The 17,692-nt window shown below is 31.7% G+C and carries 16 protein-coding genes; 15 read left to right on the forward strand and 1 reads right to left on the reverse strand.

From position 1 onward, the window contains the following. Positions 1-148: 148 nt before the first annotated feature. From APS56_RS02370 to APS56_RS02415, 10 genes are all read left to right on the forward strand, one after another. A complete protein-coding gene (locus APS56_RS02370) occupies positions 149-640 on the forward strand; it encodes a hypothetical protein (RefSeq protein ID WP_054731081.1) in 492 nt (163 codons plus the stop codon). Positions 641-824: 184 nt separating this feature from the next. After that, positions 825-2,270, forward strand: coding sequence for a RimK family ATP-grasp domain-containing protein (locus tag APS56_RS02375; protein WP_054724426.1), 1,446 nt, complete (start codon positions 825-827; stop codon positions 2,268-2,270). A 1-nt stretch (position 2,271) separates the two neighbouring features. After that, a complete protein-coding gene (locus APS56_RS02380) occupies positions 2,272-3,498 on the forward strand; it encodes a glutamate-cysteine ligase family protein (RefSeq protein ID WP_054724429.1) in 1,227 nt (408 codons plus the stop codon). Then, the gene (locus APS56_RS02385; protein WP_054724430.1) at positions 3,495-4,187 is read left to right on the forward strand and encodes an N-formylglutamate amidohydrolase; all 693 of its coding nucleotides are present in this window, start codon (positions 3,495-3,497) and stop codon (positions 4,185-4,187) included. The genes APS56_RS02380 and APS56_RS02385 overlap by 4 nt, the downstream gene beginning before the upstream one ends. Positions 4,188-4,272: 85 nt before the next feature. Beyond that, positions 4,273-5,091 carry a 3-methyl-2-oxobutanoate hydroxymethyltransferase gene (gene panB / locus APS56_RS02390; protein ID WP_054724432.1) on the forward strand — a complete coding sequence of 273 codons (819 nt, stop codon included), beginning with the start codon at positions 4,273-4,275 and terminating at the stop codon, positions 5,089-5,091. A 132-nt stretch (positions 5,092-5,223) separates the two neighbouring features. Next, a complete protein-coding gene (locus APS56_RS02395; protein WP_054724434.1) occupies positions 5,224-5,919 on the forward strand; it encodes an RluA family pseudouridine synthase in 696 nt (231 codons plus the stop codon). Between the two features lie 191 nt (positions 5,920-6,110). Further along, entirely contained in the window at positions 6,111-7,580 is a 1,470-nt protein-coding gene (gene nhaC / locus APS56_RS02400) for a Na+/H+ antiporter NhaC (protein ID WP_054724437.1), read from the forward strand. Positions 7,581-7,723: 143 nt separating this feature from the next. Then, positions 7,724-8,362 (forward strand): peroxiredoxin, encoded by a 639-nt coding sequence (locus tag APS56_RS02405; RefSeq protein ID WP_054724438.1) that lies wholly within the window; start codon positions 7,724-7,726, stop codon positions 8,360-8,362. A 73-nt stretch (positions 8,363-8,435) separates the two neighbouring features. Then, the gene (locus tag APS56_RS02410) at positions 8,436-8,744 is read left to right on the forward strand and encodes a thioredoxin family protein (protein WP_054724440.1); all 309 of its coding nucleotides are present in this window, start codon (positions 8,436-8,438) and stop codon (positions 8,742-8,744) included. A gap of 47 nt (positions 8,745-8,791) precedes the next feature. After that, positions 8,792-9,049, forward strand: a complete 258-nt coding sequence (locus APS56_RS02415) for a DUF6952 family protein (protein ID WP_054724442.1) — start codon at positions 8,792-8,794, stop codon at positions 9,047-9,049. An 81-nt stretch (positions 9,050-9,130) separates the two neighbouring features. On the opposite strand, the gene katG is transcribed toward APS56_RS02415, so the two are convergent. Continuing rightward, positions 9,131-11,287 carry a catalase/peroxidase HPI gene (gene katG, locus APS56_RS02420; RefSeq protein WP_054724444.1) on the reverse strand — a complete coding sequence of 719 codons (2,157 nt, stop codon included), beginning with the start codon at positions 11,285-11,287 and terminating at the stop codon, positions 9,131-9,133. A 394-nt stretch (positions 11,288-11,681) separates the two neighbouring features. Between katG and tpx the strand changes: the two genes are divergently transcribed. From tpx to APS56_RS02450, 5 genes are all read left to right on the forward strand, one after another. After that, a complete protein-coding gene (gene tpx / locus APS56_RS02425) occupies positions 11,682-12,185 on the forward strand; it encodes a thiol peroxidase (protein WP_054724446.1) in 504 nt (167 codons plus the stop codon). Next, on the forward strand, positions 12,186-12,554 hold the full coding sequence (locus APS56_RS02430) for a diacylglycerol kinase family protein (protein WP_054724448.1): 369 nt from the start codon (positions 12,186-12,188) through the stop codon (positions 12,552-12,554). Positions 12,555-12,688: 134 nt separating this feature from the next. Continuing rightward, on the forward strand, positions 12,689-15,061 hold the full coding sequence (locus tag APS56_RS02440; protein WP_054724452.1) for a DNA translocase FtsK: 2,373 nt from the start codon (positions 12,689-12,691) through the stop codon (positions 15,059-15,061). Positions 15,062-15,077: 16 nt separating this feature from the next. Beyond that, positions 15,078-15,716, forward strand: coding sequence for an outer membrane lipoprotein periplasmic chaperone LolA1 (lolA1, locus tag APS56_RS02445; protein WP_054724454.1), 639 nt, complete (start codon positions 15,078-15,080; stop codon positions 15,714-15,716). A 15-nt stretch (positions 15,717-15,731) separates the two neighbouring features. Then, positions 15,732-17,687 carry an LptF/LptG family permease gene (locus APS56_RS02450; RefSeq protein WP_082379226.1) on the forward strand — a complete coding sequence of 652 codons (1,956 nt, stop codon included), beginning with the start codon at positions 15,732-15,734 and terminating at the stop codon, positions 17,685-17,687. Positions 17,688-17,692 lie beyond the last annotated feature (5 nt).

The following is a 17,692-nucleotide window of genomic DNA, read 5'->3' on the forward strand; positions in this document are numbered from 1 at the left end:
TATGAGTGCTAAAAATTTATATAAAACTAAAAAGAAGCTAAAGATAAATAGATTTTTGGCGTTATTTTTGCAAATATATTCTGAATCAGAAAAAAGTCTTTTCTGTGAAAAATATCGTATATTATTGAATAAACTAAAATTAAAATTTATGAAAAAATTATTTTTATTAGCCATGGCTTTCGTCGGATTCTCATTCATTTCTAATGCTCAAGACATTGCAGACAATGCCATTGGTTTAAGATTAGGAGATAGCGATGGGTTTGGTGCCGAGGTATCTTACCAACGTGCTTTAGGAAGCAACAATCGTTTAGAAGCAGATTTAGGCTGGAGAAGTGGAAGTGATTACAATGGATTTAAATTAGCAGGATTATACCAATGGGTTTGGAATATCGATCAAGGATTTAATTGGTATGCAGGTGCTGGTGGCGGACTAGGGTCTTTTAGTTTTGATGTTCCTGGAGGAAAAGACATTTCAGACACCTTTGTTTTTGCTGCTGGTGATATAGGTATTGAATACAATTTTGATATTCCATTATTATTATCATTGGATTTTAGACCAGAAATTGGTTTTGGCGATGATACTTATAACAACAACGATTTAGATTTTGATATTGCTTTAGGTATTCGTTACCAATTCTAAAACACCAAAATATAAATTTTTTTAAAAGCGCCTTAATTGAGGCGCTTTTTTTGTGCTATATTATTGTTTTCATTGATATGAAGTTCAAAAAAAAGAAACTTTTAAATATTTTTTTAAGCATGTAAAACCAATCAAAAAATAATATAATTTTACTTAAAATATCTATGGCATTTATGCGCTTACAATGAACAAATTTATTGTTGTTAACCAACCAGAAGAATGGCGTTTTTCTATTGAAAATTTAACCATTATATCTTCACAAGACTACCTTACCAATCCAGAGTTTTCTTTACTAAAAAAAGCACGTATTTTTAACCTTTGCAAAGATTACTCCTACCAAAGTAAAGGATACTATGTATCACTTTTAGCAGAAGCAAGAGGACACATAGCTGTACCAACCGTACAAAATATTGTAGACTTAAAAGACTTAAAGCTTGTTAAAATTGTTTCTGAAGAATTTGATGATATCATTCAGCAGAGTTTAAAAAACATTAAATCACAAGATTTTATTTTAAGTATTTATTTTGGGCAGAACGTTGCTCAAAAATACAAAGGCCTGAGTACCATGTTTTACAAACATTTTCAAGTACCTTTTTTACGCATTAAATTCAATCATAATACTAAATGGCACATTCAAAGTATTAAAGCTATTTCACAATCTGAAATCCCATTAGATCACATAGAAAGTGTTCACAATTTTGCAAATCAGTATTTTTCAAAAAAACGCTATGACACTCCTAAATTAACCACTTCAGATTTTGATTTGGCTATTTTAGTCAATCCGAATGACCCCGCTCCTCCAAGCAACCCCAAAGCATTAAAAAGGTTTATTGATCTTGCTGAAAAAATGAATATTTACGCTGAAATTATTGAGCCAAAGGATTTATCAAGATTACCATCTTTCGATGCTCTTTTTATTAGACAAAGTACCGAAGTAAATAATGAAGCATACACCTTTGCCAGAAAAGCACAGCAGGAAGGTTTAGCGCTTATAGATTACCCAAATGCTATTTTAAAATGTTGTAATAAAGTGTATATGGCTGAAGCATTAGAAAATGCTCATATTGACACTCCAAAAACCATTATTGTTCATAAAAACAACAAACATAAAGTTCTTGGTTTTACAGGGTTACCCTGTGTGTTAAAAGCTCCCGATTCTACCTTTTCGTTTGGTGTTAAAAAAGCAAAAACCAAAGAAGAATATCATGCTTTAGTTTCTGAAATGCTTAAAGAATCTGATTTGGTTATCGCTCAAGAGTTTTGCCCTTCAGATTTTGATTGGCGTATTGGTATTATTGATGACAAACCCTTTTTTGCTTGCAAATACTACATGGCCAAAGGACATTGGCAAATTTATAATTGGAGTGCCAAAGACAAAGACGATCAAGACGGGAATGCAGATTGTTTAGCTATAGAAAAAGTGCCTAAAAAAGTTTTAAATATGGCGTTAAAATCTGCCAAACTTATGGGAAAAGGACTTTATGGCATTGATATAAAGGTAGTTAACAACAAACCTATGGTGATTGAAATTAACGATAACCCAAATATTGATTTTGGTGTAGAAGATGCCTTTTATGGCGATTTGGTATATCAAGACATTTTAATGGCACTAAAAAAACGATTGGAATAACATGCGTAAAAAATATCATTTATTTGACGTTATTGGAATAGAACTTGAATATATGCTCGTTTCTAAAACAACCCTAAAAATAACACCTTTTGTTGATACGCTTCTAACCATAAAAAATGGAGAACTAACATCAGATATTGAAAACGGAAGGATTGCCTGGAGCAATGAACTTGTGGGACATGTTGTGGAATTAAAAACAAATGGCCCTACTAAAAATTTAAATGCATTATCAGAATTATTTCATCAAAACATTATTGAAATCAATACTATCTTAAAGCCATTAAATGCACAATTACTTCCCACAGCTTCACACCCTTTAATGAACCCTATAACAGACACAGAATTATGGAAACACAGTTATAGCGAAGTGTATGAACTATATAATCGAATATTTAATTGTCAAGGCCATGGTTGGAGCAATGTGCAAAGCACACATATAAATCTGCCTTTTTATGATGATGCAGAATTTGAAAAATTGCATGCGGCTATTAGAATTCTCCTACCTTTAATTCCTGGTTTATGTGCTAGCTCTCCTATTCTCGAAGGAAAAGAAACTGGATTCAAAGATACCCGATTGGAATACTATAAGAATAATCAAAAGAAAATTCCTGAACTTACAGGTTCTATTATTCCAGAGAAAATATTTAGTAAAAAAGAATATTATACCAACATTTTTGAACCTATAAATAAAGCCATCAAATCATATGACACAAACAACATTTTAAATCACCATTTTTTAAACTCCAGAGGTGCCATTGCCCGTTTTGACAGAAATGCTATTGAAATACGATTGGTAGATATCCAAGAATGTCCTAAAGCAGATATTGCTATATGCAACCTTATTGTTGAAACCTTAAAATTGTTGATCTATGAAAAATTATCACCCCTATCGAATCAAAAAAAATGGCATGAAAACCACTTATTTGACATATTAAATGCAACAATCAAAGATGGTGAACAACATCTTATTTTAAATTTAGAGTATTTAAAATTATTTGGAATTGAAAAAGCTGTTAATGTTCAAAACATCTGGAAACATTTATATGAATTAGCAAAACCTACTATGGATAAATCTCACTATGAAGCCATTGATTTAATTTTAAACAAAGGCACTTTAGCAACACGTATTTTAAACGCAGTTAAAGGAGATTTTTCAGAATTAAATATTATAAAAATTTATAACCAATTAGCAAATTGTCTGCAAGAAAACACCCTGTTTCCATCATGAAACTAATAATTACTTGCGAACACGGAGGCAATCATATTCCTGAAAAGTACCTTTCTTTTTTCAAAAATGCAGAAAACACATTATGTTCACATCAAGGATATGATTTAGGTGCTCTAAATATTTTTCAAAAACTAAAACCGCTTTCAAATTATTCAAAATACAGTAAAACAAGTCGATTATTGATTGAATTAAATCGTTCATTACACCATCCTAATGTGTTTTCAAAATTCACAAAACAATTATCAAAAACAGAAAAAAACACCATAATAAAAACGTATTATGAACCATATAGGAACAACATTGAATCTAAAATAATCAGCTATTTAAATACCAATCAACGAGTTGTTCATATATCTATTCATTCTTTTACCCCCGTTTTAAATAAAATGGAAAGAAATTGCGATATCGGTTTACTATTCGACACTTCTAAAAAAGAAGAAAAGTTTTTTTGCAAACAGTTTAAAAGCATTTTAAAAGAACAGGATTCAAACTTCACTATTCGATATAATTATCCTTATTTAGGCAAAGCTGATGGTTTTACCTCATATTTACGTAAAAAATTCCCTGAGAACTATTTAGGTATCGAATTAGAAGTTAATCAAAAATTCTCGAATCATAATACTATGAATCACAACCTGAAAACCGTACTTTATAACACTTTAAAGGAGGTTGTTTATAAGCATCAGTAAAAAAATTAGATTCAATACAAAACACTGTTCATTACGATGTAGCTCCAATATATTTAGTACTTTTACGTGCTTAAAAAATTAAAATATGTCAACAGCTAAAAAAGAATATAAACGTATTACTGTAAAAACTTTAGTGGATATGAAAGCCAACGGCGAAAAAATATCCATGCTTACCGCTTATGATTATACCATGGCAAAAATTGTAGACGGCGCTGGCATTGACATTATTTTGGTAGGCGATTCTGCAAGTAATGTTATGGCGGGTCACGAAACAACATTGCCAATTACTTTAGATCAAATGATTTACCATGCATCTTCGGTAGTTCGGGCTATAGACCGCGCATTAGTTGTTGTAGATTTACCCTTTGGCAGTTATCAAAGTGACCCTAAGGAAGCCTTACGTTCTGCTATTAGAATCATGAAAGAAAGTGGTGCACATTCTGTTAAAATGGAAGGCGGTAAAGAAATTAAAGAATCCATTAAACGCATTTTAAATGCAGGAATTCCTGTTATGGGACATTTAGGTTTAACGCCACAATCTATATATAAATTTGGAACTTACACGGTTCGGGCTAAAGAAGAGCAAGAAGCTTTAAATTTAATTGAAGACGCTCAAATGTTAGAACGCATTGGTTGTTTTGGAATTGTACTTGAAAAAATTCCTGCTAAACTTGCTAAAAAAGTTGCTGAAAGTGTAAGTATCCCCATTATTGGTATTGGTGCTGGAAATGGTGTAGACGGACAAGTTTTAGTACTCCATGATATGTTAGGAATGACCCACGAATTCAATCCGCGTTTTTTACGTCGATATTTAAATTTATATGAAGACATGACTAAAGCTATATCAAAATATGTAGATGATGTAAAAAGCTTGGAATTCCCTAATGATAATGAGCAATATTAATTTTAGAATCTCAAAGTTTATTTCTTTCCAAAGTGATTATAGAGACATCTAAATTTAAAAAATTAAACACTATATAGATTTGAATAAATCATTCATATGATTTAAAGATTCTAACATTACAATTAACGAAACATGTCTAAGGTTTTATCTAACAAATCAAATCTCCAAGTTCTTTATGAAGACAATCATATTATAATTATAAACAAACGTGCAGGTGATATTGTGCAAGGAGACAAAACAGGTGACAAACCTTTAAGTGATGTGGTTAAGGAATACATAGCTGAAAAGTATAATAAACCCGGCAATGTGTATTTAGGTGTGGTACATCGATTGGACCGCCCTACTACAGGTATTGTGGTTTTTGCACGAACTAGTAAAGTTTTGCCTCGTTTAAATGCTTTGTTTGTTTCTAAAAACATTCATAAAACCTATTGGGCAGTTGTTAAAAATAAACCACCAAAAACTGAAGACAAACTCATTCATTGGTTAAAAAAGAACCCTAAAAACAATAAATCTACAGCACATACAAAAGAAATAAAAGATAGCAAAAAAGCGATTCTTCACTATAAAACAATAAATAAATTAGACAATTATTATTTGTTGGAAGTTAATTTAGAAACTGGCAGGCATCATCAAATAAGATCACAACTATCAAATATTGGTTGCACTATAAAAGGTGATTTAAAATATGGTTTTAATAGAAGTAATCCCGATGCTAGTATTCATTTACACGCAAGACATATTGCATTTGAACATCCCGTTAAAAAAGAGCCCATCAAAATTTCTGCTCCGCCTCCAAAAGACCCAATTTGGAATGCTTGTTTATAACAATTTGGAAGTACTGAAAAGCTAGATGTAATTATATGGATTAAATTTCATCAAAATTACCCCCTAATCATTTTATATTTATTAGACATTTTTACTTTAATCTACAAATCCTTATAAAAAACAAGCAATTAGTCCTTGTATTTGCAGAATACTAATCAAAATCGTAACATTACAAATCTTAAAAATGTTGTATGGAAGACGAGAATAACCATTCCAAAATAAAAACTGACACTAAAAAAACAATTAAAAACAGAGAATTAAACATATGGGAAGCGCTAATTCCTGTTTTTATTTTAATAAGCTTACTCGCGTTTAATATATTTTTTGTTGAAGACCAAGAATGGTTAGGCACATATACCATCCAAATTTTATTACTTTTTAGCGGATTTACTGCCATTGTAATTGGTTTTTTTAATAAAGTACCGTCTTCAAGAGTCATAGCAGAAATATGGGAAAACTTAAAAAGTGTTTTTACTCCTATTTTAATTCTGTTTTTAGTTGGTGCATTAGCTGGTATTTGGTTAGTTAGCGGCATCATACCTACCATGATTTATTATGGCTTACAGGTATTAAATCCAAGCATATTTCTGCCAGCATGTGTTATTATTTGTTCTATTATATCTATTGCAACAGGAAGCTCTTGGACTACGTCTGCAACCGTAGGAATAGCATTAATTGGTATTGGATCTGTATTGGGAATTCATACTGGTATGATTGCCGGTGCCGTTATTTCAGGTGCATATTTTGGAGACAAAATGTCTCCTTTAAGCGATACAACCAATTTAGCACCCGCCATTGCTGAAACAGATTTATTTACCCATATTAGGTATATGTCTATTACAACAGTTCCAACAATTATAGTAACACTTATAGTGTTTTCTCTGTTAAGTGTTTTTATCGAAACATCAGGAAATGTAGATATTACAGATTTGTTAAATTCAATAAAAAACACCTTCAATATATCTCCTTGGCTGTTTTTAGTCCCCATTGCTGTAGTCGTTCTTATTTTATTAAAAACCAAACCCCTTATTGCTTTAAGTACGGGAGTTATTGGGGCTATTATTTTTGCTTATATTTTTCAACCTGAATTATTAACAAAATTAGGAGACTCAAAACTTGATTCTATAGTTTCATCTATATTTAGTGATACTCAAATAGAAACGGACAATGAAAAACTTTACGATCTCTTTTCTTCAGGAGGTATGAAAGGTATGTTATGGACCATATATCTTGTAGTTTGCGCCATGATTTTTGGAGGTATTATGGATGGCATTGGAGCATTGGCCAGAATAACCAAATCTTTATTATCAATAGCATCTTCTGTTTTTGGATTATTTAGTAGTACAGTTATTAGTTGTATTGGTTTAAATATTATAGCCTCAGACCAATATTTAGCCATTGTTATACCTGGAAAAATGTTTAAAAAAGCATATAAAGATAAAGGGTTAGCACCTCAAAACTTAAGTAGAACCTTAGAAGATTCTGGTACAGTAACATCTGTTTTAATACCTTGGAATGGCTGTGGAGCTTATCAGTCAGGTGTATTGGGTGTAAGTGTAAGTGAGTATTTTGTCTTTGCCATATTTAATTGGTTAAGCCCTATCATGACTCTTATTTTTGCAGCCTTTTCAATAAAAATTAAGCAAATCTCTTCGAAATAAATTTAAATTATCTTTATTCAAGTTTGTCATAAATAAAATTTATTAAAACATAAATAATTAAGATTTTGTTTTTATCCCAAATCGCCCTTTGAATATTATATTTGCTGTATTAAAAATAACAGTAACATATAAATAAAAAACACATGGCATTAGTAGGAAAAAAATTCCCAGATTTAAACGTTGACGCAATGAATGATATGGGCGATACTTTTAAAGTAAACGTTCTTGAAGAAGCAGTTAACAAAAAGAAAAAAGTAGTATTGTTTTGGTACCCAAAGGATTTTACTTTTGTATGTCCAACAGAGTTACATGCATTTCAAGCTGCATTACCAGAATTCGAAAAACGCAACACTATTGTGATTGGAGCGTCTTGTGATACTCCAGAAGTACACTTTGCATGGTTAAGCCAAGCTAAAGATAATGGAGGTATTGAAGGCGTAACCTACCCAATTTTGGCAGACAGCAACAGAAATCTATCAAGTATTTTAGGCATTTTAGATATCACTAACGAAAAATTTGACGAAGAAACTGGAACAGTTCAAGTTGAAGGAGATAACGTTACTTACAGAGCTACTTATATTATTGATGAAGACGGTATTGTACAACACGAAAGTATCAATAATATGCCTTTAGGTAGAAATGTTGGAGAATATATTCGTTTGGTTGATGCCTTAACTCATGTTCAAGAAAAAGGTGAAGTTTGCCCTGCAAATTGGGAAGAAGGCAAAGACGCAATGTCTCCAAATGCCAAAGGAACAGCAGCATATTTAGCTTCTCATTAATTATAAACATTTTTAATAAACTTGTTAGGCTATCAAATCCTGACAAGTTTATTAAAACATAAAAAATAAAATTATGGTAAATGAAATAGACCAAGATAATTTAGGCGAAATCATTTCTGATAATGACACTGTAATTGTTCAATATTCTGCTACATGGTGCGGAAATTGTAGAATTATGAAACCTAAATTTAAAAAATTAGCTTCAGAAAATGAAAATGTTGTGTTTGTAATTGCGGATGCCGAAAAGTTTCCAGAATCAAGAAAACTTGCTACGGTTGACAATTTACCAACATTTGCTACTTTTAAAAGTGGCAAATTTGTAAACCAAATACAAACCAATAAATTGGATGCTTTAAAAGAATTAGTTAGCGAAGTTTTATAAGGTTAGTAAGGGTTTTCATTTTTTCAAGAAACATAAAAAATATTAATATGAAATTACCAGTAATAAAACATCTAACGCAATTTATAGAGGAAAACGATGAAGATTTCGTTCTTGAAACCATTGAAACTTTAGAAGCTTTAACCGAAGTCTCATCTTTAAAAGATGAAGAATTAGATGTTATCGGAGAACTTATTTCTAATATGTATGGTGCTATTGAAGTCAATAAAATGATAAAAGACGGTACTCCAACAAAAGAAGCTCTTAACAATTTCATGAAAAGGGTTTTAGGTTCAATTGATAAATAATCAAAAAGATAAGGTATTAAAAAAAGCCACTTTTCATAATTAGAAAAGTGGCTTTTTTTGTTTACTTTAATTTTAAGTATATCAAAATCTATCTAAATTCATCACTTTAGTCCAAGCGCTAACAAAATCATTTACAAATTTTTCTTTGCTATCGTCTTGAGCATATACCTCCGAATAAGCTCTTAATATAGAATTTGATCCGAAAACAAGGTCAATTCTTGTTGCTGTCCATTTAATTTCACCTGTTTTACGATTACAAATTTCATAAACTCCATTTGCAACAGGCTTCCATTTATAAGACATGTCTGTAAGATTTACAAAAAAATCATTAGTTAAAGCTCCTACATTATCAGTAAATACCCCGTGTTTAGTACCTCCATAATTAGTACCAAGCATACGCATCCCTCCCATTAAAACTGTCATTTCTGGAGCAGTCAACCCCATCAGTTGAGTACGATCCAACATAAGCTCTTCTGAACTTACCACATAATCTTTCTTTAACCAATTTCTATAACCATCAGCAATTGGTTCCAAAGGTTCAAAAGATTCAACATCAGTCATTTCTTGGGTTGCATCTCCACGCCCAGTAGAAAATGGCACCGAAACATTAAAACCAGCATTTTTTGCAGCTTGCTCTACACCTACATTTCCTGCCAACACAATGGTATCTGCTATACTAATTCCAAACTCTTTTGCTATAGGCTCAAGAATAGATAATACTCTTGAAAGTTTTTCAGGTTCATTTCCTTCCCAATCTTTTTGAGGTGCCAATCGAATTCTTGCGCCATTAGCACCACCTCTAAAATCAGATCCTCTAAATGTTCGAGCACTATCCCAAGCAGTTGAAACCATTTCTGAAATGCTCAAACCTGAATTGGATATTTTAACTTTTACGGCATCAACATCGTAATCAGTTTTTCCTTTTGGTATAGGATCCTGCCAAATTAAATCTTCTTCAGGTACGTCTGGACCAAAATAACGCTCTTTAGGTCCCATATCACGGTGTGTTAATTTAAACCATGCCCGAGCAAAAGCATCTGAAAACGCTTCAAAGTCATTTTTAAATTTTAACGATATTTCCTTATAAATAGGATCTACTTTCATAGCCATATCTGCATCAGTCATTGCTGGATTATGGCGAATTAAAGGATTCTCAACATCTACAGGCTTATCTTCTTCCTTAATACTTATAGGCTCCCATTGCCAAGCTCCTGCAGGACTTTTTCTGGATTCCCATTCATGGTTAAACAACATTTCAAAAAAACCATTATCCCATTTGGTAGGATGGGTTGTCCACGCTCCTTCCAAACCACTAGTTACAGTATCAGCACCCACACCAGTTCTTGTGGGATTAGACCATCCAAAACCTTGATCTTCTATTTCTCCAGCTTCAGGATCAGCCCCCAATATACTTGCATCACCATTTCCATGCATTTTACCAACTGTATGACCTCCTGCGGTTAAGGCAACTGTTTCCTCATCATTCATAGCCATTCTTTTAAAAGTTTCACGAACTTGCGCTCCTGTTTTTAACGGGTCTGGCTTACCATTTACTCCTTCAGGATTAACATAAATTAAACCCATTTGTACAGCCGCCAAAGGATTATCCATTGTATCAGGGCTATCAACATTTGTATAACGCTCGTCACTAGGTGCCAACCATTCTTTTTCTGCTCCCCAATACGTATCTTTTTCTGGATGCCAAACATCTTCGCGTCCAAAAGCAAATCCATAAGTTTTTAACCCCATGCTTTCATAAGCAATAGTGCCTGCCAAAATAATTAAATCAGACCAACTTACTTTATTGCCATATTTTTTCTTTATTGGCCAAAGGAGTCTTCTTGCTTTGTCTAAACTCACATTGTCTGGCCAAGAATTTAATGGTGCAAAACGTTGGCTTCCCGTTCCACCACCCCCACGACCATCTGCAATTCTGTAGGTTCCTGCAGCATGCCATGACATACGAATCATTAAACCTCCGTAGTGCCCCCAATCTGCAGGCCACCAGTCTTGACTATCCGTCATTAAATCATGCAAGTCTTTTTTTAGACCTTCAACATCCAACTCTTTCAATGCATCACGGTAGTTAAAATCTTTCCCTAATGGATTTGTTTTACTATCATGTTGGTGTAAAATATCGAGGTTTAAAGTATTTGGCCACCAATCTGTCACCGACTTTTCGGTAGCTGTATTACCACCATGCATAAAGGGGCATTTTCCCATTTTTGAATCATCCATATTTTTAGTTTTTAAATTTTAACTGGTTTAAGCAATATTCCATAAATTTAATAATTTACAAGCAAAACAAATCATCTTCTTTAATTATTATATCCTATATTTAAATTGGTAAAACTTATATACCAAACAAACCCTTAGTGTTTTAAAAAAAATGGGGTTGTGTTTTTAACCTAATTGACAAAGCAAACTTTACCATAATTAATATTTTGTGATTGCTAATCACAAATTAGAGTTTTATGTTTACCTCATTGCATGCTTACGGCAAAGTATTGGCTATATTAAAAAAAGACTTTGTTTAACATTTTCTTAACGCTATACATAAAAATCATCATACTGATTTCTTTCTTATTCTTATTTAATTAGTACTTTTATCTAAAATTTAAAAACATACAAAATGGCTACAGTAACCTTAAAAGGAAATAAAATAGAAACATCTGGAAACTTACCTACAATTGGAAGTGAGGCTCCTGATTTTAAATTAACAGCCACTGATTTATCTACTAAAACTTTAAGTGATTTTAAAGGAAGTAAAGTTGTTTTAAACATCTTTCCGAGTGTAGATACTGGTACATGTGCACAATCTGTTAGAGAGTTTAACAAAGAGGCAAGCGAATTAAAAAACACTAAAGTATTATGTATTTCTCGTGATTTACCGTTTGCTCACGCTCGCTTTTGCGGATCTGAAGGTTTAGATAATGTCATAAGCCTATCAGACTTTAAAGATGGTAGTTTTGGAAAAACCTATGGCTTAGATTTTGTAACAGGGCCTTTAGAAACATTACATTCAAGAAGCGTAATTGTTTTAGATGAAAATGGTACTATAAAATATACAGAACAAGTTAGCGAAACTGTTGACGAACCAAATTACAAAGCGGCACTTGAAGCTTTATCTAATTAAATGACAAAAAAAGAATCTTTTCTTGTCAATAGATTAAAAAGTATTGGCTTCGCTTTTAAAGGTGCATATATACTTATTAAAACTGAAGCCAGTATTAAAATACAATTTGTTATTGCTGTTTTTGTTACAGTTACAGGTTTCTATTTTCAAATTTCTAATACAGAGTGGCTTGTACAATTTTTAGCTATTGGATTGGTTATGACTGCTGAGGGCATAAATACTGCTATTGAGGAAATTGCAGATTTTATTCATCCCGAACATCATAAAAAAATAGGCTTAATCAAAGATGTGGCAGCTGGGGCTGTTTTTATCGCATCAATGTTTGCTATCATTATTGGTTTAATTATTTACATTCCAAAAGTTTTTTAAACGATTTATTTCTTCTTGCAATTTTTAAAAATAAAGTTTCGTTACCATTAGTAATTTGTATTTTTGCTGAATCGTAAAAATGATTCTGTTCTAAACTTATTTTCAGAATCCCAATTAGAAACCAAAAACCATTAATGGCGAAGAAAAAAAACACAGCTAAACCTACAAGCAAAAAGTTTAAGCTTCCAAGTCTAAAACTATCTAGCCAACAAAACCTTGTTTTAGGTAGTTTTTTAGTCATCTTTGGAATTTTATTATGTATTGCATTTGTATCTTATTTTTTTACTGGCGATGCTGACCAAAGTACCCTGTCTGAGTTTGCATCCCGCAAGGTTAAAACTCAAAATTGGTTAAGTAAATCTGGTGCTTGGTTAAGTGATTTTTTCATGAATCGCGGTTTTGGAATATCCTCATTTATAATTTCTGGTTTATTATTCTTATCTGGTATATATGTACTATTAAATAAAGAAAAATCAAAACTTAGAAAACATTGGTTCTGGGGATTACTAATTATGACTTGGTTTTCTATATTTTTTGGTTTTTTTGGACACAAAAACGGACTTTTTGGAGGTGCGGTTGGTTTTGAAATTAATAGTTATTTACAAGACTATATAGGAAAAATTGGAACATCACTCCTCCTTTTATTTGGATTAATTACCTATGCTGCTATTCGTTTTAAACTCACAGCCGATAGTTTTATACTATTTTTTAAATCCACTAAAAGTAAAATTAAAAATGACTTTTCTGAGGCAGATGAAGACTATATGGTTCCTATTGACAATAACCTATCTGAAGAAGCTAAAACAATAAAAACCGCTTTTGATATTCCTGTAAAGTCTGAAGAAAAAACTACTGAACCAGTAAAAAAATCATCTTCACAAAAAGTTAAATCTACACTTAAAACAGAAATAGATAATGAATTAGAAATTAAAGTAGAAGAAATTGAAGAAGAATTATCTGAAACAGATAATCTTGCTAACAAATTAGTAGAGGATTTTGGACAATTTGACCCTACCTTAGAATTAAGCAACTATCAATTTCCTCCTTTAGATTTACTTAAAAAATACGGTTCCGAAGGCATCACTATTAATCAAGAAGAGCTTGAGGAAAACAAAAACAGAATTGTAGATACCCTTAAAAATTATAACATAGGCATAGCTAGTATCAAAGCCACCATTGGCCCTACAGTAACACTTTATGAAATTGTACCTGAAGCAGGTATTCGTATTTCTAAAATTAAAAATTTAGAAGATGATATCGCACTATCCTTGTCCGCATTAGGTATTCGTATTATTGCTCCCATTCCAGGAAAAGGGACCATTGGTATTGAAGTACCAAATCAAAACGCTACCATTGTTTCTATGCGTTCAGTAATTGCTTCAAAAAAGTTTCAGACTTCAGAAATGCAACTTCCTATTGCCTTAGGAAAAACTATAAGTAACGAAACCTTTGTGGTAGATTTAGCTAAAATGCCTCACCTACTAATGGCTGGTGCAACAGGTCAAGGTAAATCTGTTGGTTTAAATGCGGTTTTAACCTCTCTATTATATAGTAAGCATCCTGCAGAAGTTAAGTTTATTTTGGTAGATCCTAAAAAGGTAGAACTAACACTTTTTAATAAAATAGAACGCCATTATTTAGCAAAACTCCCTGACAGTGAAGAGGCCATTATAACAGATAACACGAAAGTTATCAATACATTAAACTCATTATGTATTGAGATGGATAATCGTTATGAATTGCTAAAAAACGCCATGTGCCGTAACCTTGCAGAATATAATGCAAAATTTAAAGCTCGTAAATTAAATCCAAATGATGGTCACCAATTTTTACCATATATTGTTTTAGTGGTTGATGAGTTTGCTGATTTGATTATGACAGCTGGCAAAGAGGTTGAAACACCAATTGCACGTTTAGCTCAATTAGCACGTGCTATTGGCATACATTTAATTATAGCAACACAACGACCTTCTGTTAATGTAATTACAGGTATTATTAAGGCTAATTTTCCTGCCCGTATTGCGTTTAGAGTGACTTCAAAAATTGACTCCCGTACAATTTTAGACGGTTCAGGAGCTGACCAATTAATAGGTCGTGGTGATATGCTTTACACACAAGGTAATGATGTTATTAGAGTACAATGTGCATTCGTTGACACCCCTGAAGTTGAAAAAATAACAGAATACATTGGTTCGCAAAAAGCTTATCCAGACGCTTATTTATTGCCAGAGTACATTGGAGAAGAAAGTGGCACAAGTCTTGATATAGATGTATCAGATAGAGATAAGTTATTTAAAGATGCTGCCATAGTAATAGTTACTGCTCAACAAGGTTCAGCTTCTTTATTACAAAGAAAATTAAAATTAGGCTACAATAGGGCTGGCAGGATTATTGATCAATTGGAAGCCGCTGGTATTGTTGGACCTTTTGAAGGCAGTAAAGCAAGACAAGTTTTAATAACAGATTTAGCAGCTTTAGATGCCTTTTTAGAAAATGAAATTACTTAATATATAAATAGTGAAAATGAAGAATATTCTTACAATTCTAATAGTACTGATAAGTTTTAACGGTATTGCCCAAACCAATAAAGGCAAACAACTACTAACCGAAGTGTCTAATATTGTTAAAAAATATGAAAACATTTCAATTGATTTCAAATACACTTTAGAAAACACCTCTGAAAACATTAAGCAAGAAACAAAAGGTGATGTGATACTTGAAGGAGACAAGTACAAATTAAATATCCTTGGTGTTACCCGTATTTTTGACGGTAGCACTCTTTACAACATTAGCCCAGAAGATGAAGAGGTTACAATATCAAAATCCAATAATGATGATGAAGACTCCATTACACCAAGCAAAATGTTGTCATTTTACCAAGATGGATACACCTACGCTATGGATATTGAACAAAACATTAAAGGACGTAAAATTCAGTATGTAAAACTAACCCCAATTGACTCTAATTCTGAAATTAAATACATTCTTTTAGGAATTGATTCGCAAACCAAACACATTTATAATTTAATACAAATTGGAAAGAACAACACCAAAACTACTTTAACGGTTAATTCTTTTAAAACAAACGAGCCTTTGTCAAAAACCTTATTTACCTTTGATGTCAATAAATATAAAAATTATTACATCAACAAATTAGATTAGAGGTTTTAATTCCCCGTGAAAATACTAGACAAATACATACTAACCACTTATCTTCGGACTTTTATAAGCGTGTTTTTAATACTCATGCTTATTTTTATTTTACAATCTGTTTGGCTCTATATAAAAGAGCTTGCAGGAAAAGATTTAGCAATAACTGTTATTTTTAAATTTTTAACGTATGTTACACCTACGTTAATGCCTTTAATAGTTCCATTAACCATACTTTTAACATCTATCATGGTGTTTGGTAATTTTGCTGAAAATTACGAGTTTGCCGCTATGAAGTCAACAGGTATTTCATTGCAAAGAGCCATGTCTGGACTTAGCGTATTTATTGTAGCCTTAGCTGTTTTTGTTTTTTTCATTGCTAATAGTATTATACCTTGGGCAAACTTTAATTTTTATAATCTTCGTAAAAACATAGCCAAAGTGCAACCCGCCATGGCCATTGCCGAAGGGCAATTTAACGAAATTGAAACTTATAATATAAAAGTTGAAGAAAAGAGTGGAGATAAAGGGCAATATTTAAAAGATGTCATAATTCATATAAAGCAAGATAAAGCTGTTATTAAAGCTAAAACTGGCGAATTATTAAGCGAAGAAAACTCAGATGTTTTAAAATTGAATCTTTTTGATGGAAACTATTATAAAGATCATACCCCAAAAAGTTTAAAAGCAAGAGAAAAGTATCCATTTACAAAAAGTAAATTTGACAAATACACCATTAATATTGATTTGTCTCAAATTAATGGTGAAGTTGACATAGATGACAAAAGTTACACCAACAGGTATAATATGTTAAATATAAGCGACTTAGATTACACAATAGACTCACTTGTAAAAAAAGAAAACGAATCTTTAAAAAACTTTTCTAGACAACTTCAAATTAGATCTGGGATTGTTTCTCTTAGAAAAAATCAAAATAAAAAAACTAAGGATTCTATTTTTACAGGAAACATTTTAGACTTATTTGATTATAGCCAAAAAATTGCATTATTAGACATAGCTTCAAATTCAGTAAGAGCTACACCATCCATATTAACAACTCAAAAAACCTCCAAAAAAATATCCACTATATTATTAAACAGGCACATCATTTCCTTACATGAAAAATTAGCATTGGGATTTGCTTGTATTATTTTATTTTTTGTTGGCGCACCTCTTGGTGCTTTAATTCGAAAAGGAGGACTTGGCCTCCCAATGGTTATAGCCGTTTTACTGTTTTTAACTTACCATTTTATGGGCATCTTTGCTACCAATAGCTCAAAAGATGGCACACTAAATCCTGTTTTTGCAACTTGGTTTGCTACATTGGTTATGCTGCCTTTGAGTATATTTTTGACGCGAAGAGCTACTGCTGATAAAGGCTTATTTGAAATTGGAAATATTATTGAGCCTATAAAAAGACTTTTTAAAATAAAATCTGAAGAGGAAGCTCCTGATTATTCTGATTTTCACAGATTCAAACACGATAAACTAATTGATATCATAAAAAATTACAGTAATTATGATTATGAAGAAAGCAGTCGTTTTGAAGCCATCAAGATTTTAAACAGTCGTGGAAAAACTTATGAAAACCTATTAAATGATGGTGTTGTTTTTAATCAAGATTATAAAAAAACACAAACCATAGCTTCTGATTATTCCAATCTCTCAAAATTCTCCATTATTTTGTATAGTGTTGGTATTATACTTTTAGTACTCTTTTTTGTATTTAAAAATAATAAATTACCATCTTTATCATTAGCCTCTATTCAATTAAGTTTGGTAGCATTTGCTTTATACATCATATATTATATTAAATCGTTTATAAACTTATCTAAATTTTATAAGCATATCACAGAAAAATCAAAGTTTCCAAATCCAATAACGTTTATTTTGGGATTACCACTTTACATAATTACTTATCCTTTACTAAATTCAAAAATAAAAGAAGACCAAAAACTTAATTGTTTGGAATCTTTAAAATAGCAATA

Source organism: Pseudalgibacter alginicilyticus, from assembly GCF_001310225.1.
GTDB lineage: Bacteria > Bacteroidota > Bacteroidia > Flavobacteriales > Flavobacteriaceae > Pseudalgibacter > Pseudalgibacter alginicilyticus.

Bases quoted from the DNA above. Each gene is read 5' to 3' on its own strand.
- APS56_RS02370 (WP_054731081.1), top strand. From the start codon at position 149: ATGAAAAAATTATTTTTATTAGCCATGGCTTTCGTCGGATTCTCATTC.
- APS56_RS02375 (WP_054724426.1), top strand. From the start codon at position 825: ATGAACAAATTTATTGTTGTTAACCAACCAGAAGAATGGCGTTTTTCT.
- APS56_RS02380 (WP_054724429.1), top strand. From the start codon at position 2,272: ATGCGTAAAAAATATCATTTATTTGACGTTATTGGAATAGAACTTGAA.
- APS56_RS02385 (WP_054724430.1), top strand. From the start codon at position 3,495: ATGAAACTAATAATTACTTGCGAACACGGAGGCAATCATATTCCTGAA.
- panB (WP_054724432.1), top strand. From the start codon at position 4,273: ATGTCAACAGCTAAAAAAGAATATAAACGTATTACTGTAAAAACTTTA.
- APS56_RS02395 (WP_054724434.1), top strand. From the start codon at position 5,224: ATGTCTAAGGTTTTATCTAACAAATCAAATCTCCAAGTTCTTTATGAA.
- nhaC (WP_054724437.1), top strand. From the start codon at position 6,111: ATGGAAGACGAGAATAACCATTCCAAAATAAAAACTGACACTAAAAAA.
- APS56_RS02405 (WP_054724438.1), top strand. From the start codon at position 7,724: ATGGCATTAGTAGGAAAAAAATTCCCAGATTTAAACGTTGACGCAATG.
- APS56_RS02410 (WP_054724440.1), top strand. From the start codon at position 8,436: ATGGTAAATGAAATAGACCAAGATAATTTAGGCGAAATCATTTCTGAT.
- APS56_RS02415 (WP_054724442.1), top strand. From the start codon at position 8,792: ATGAAATTACCAGTAATAAAACATCTAACGCAATTTATAGAGGAAAAC.
- katG (WP_054724444.1), bottom strand. From the start codon at position 11,287: ATGGATGATTCAAAAATGGGAAAATGCCCCTTTATGCATGGTGGTAAT.
- tpx (WP_054724446.1), top strand. From the start codon at position 11,682: ATGGCTACAGTAACCTTAAAAGGAAATAAAATAGAAACATCTGGAAAC.
- APS56_RS02430 (WP_054724448.1), top strand. From the start codon at position 12,186: ATGACAAAAAAAGAATCTTTTCTTGTCAATAGATTAAAAAGTATTGGC.
- APS56_RS02440 (WP_054724452.1), top strand. From the start codon at position 12,689: ATGGCGAAGAAAAAAAACACAGCTAAACCTACAAGCAAAAAGTTTAAG.
- lolA1 (WP_054724454.1), top strand. From the start codon at position 15,078: ATGAAGAATATTCTTACAATTCTAATAGTACTGATAAGTTTTAACGGT.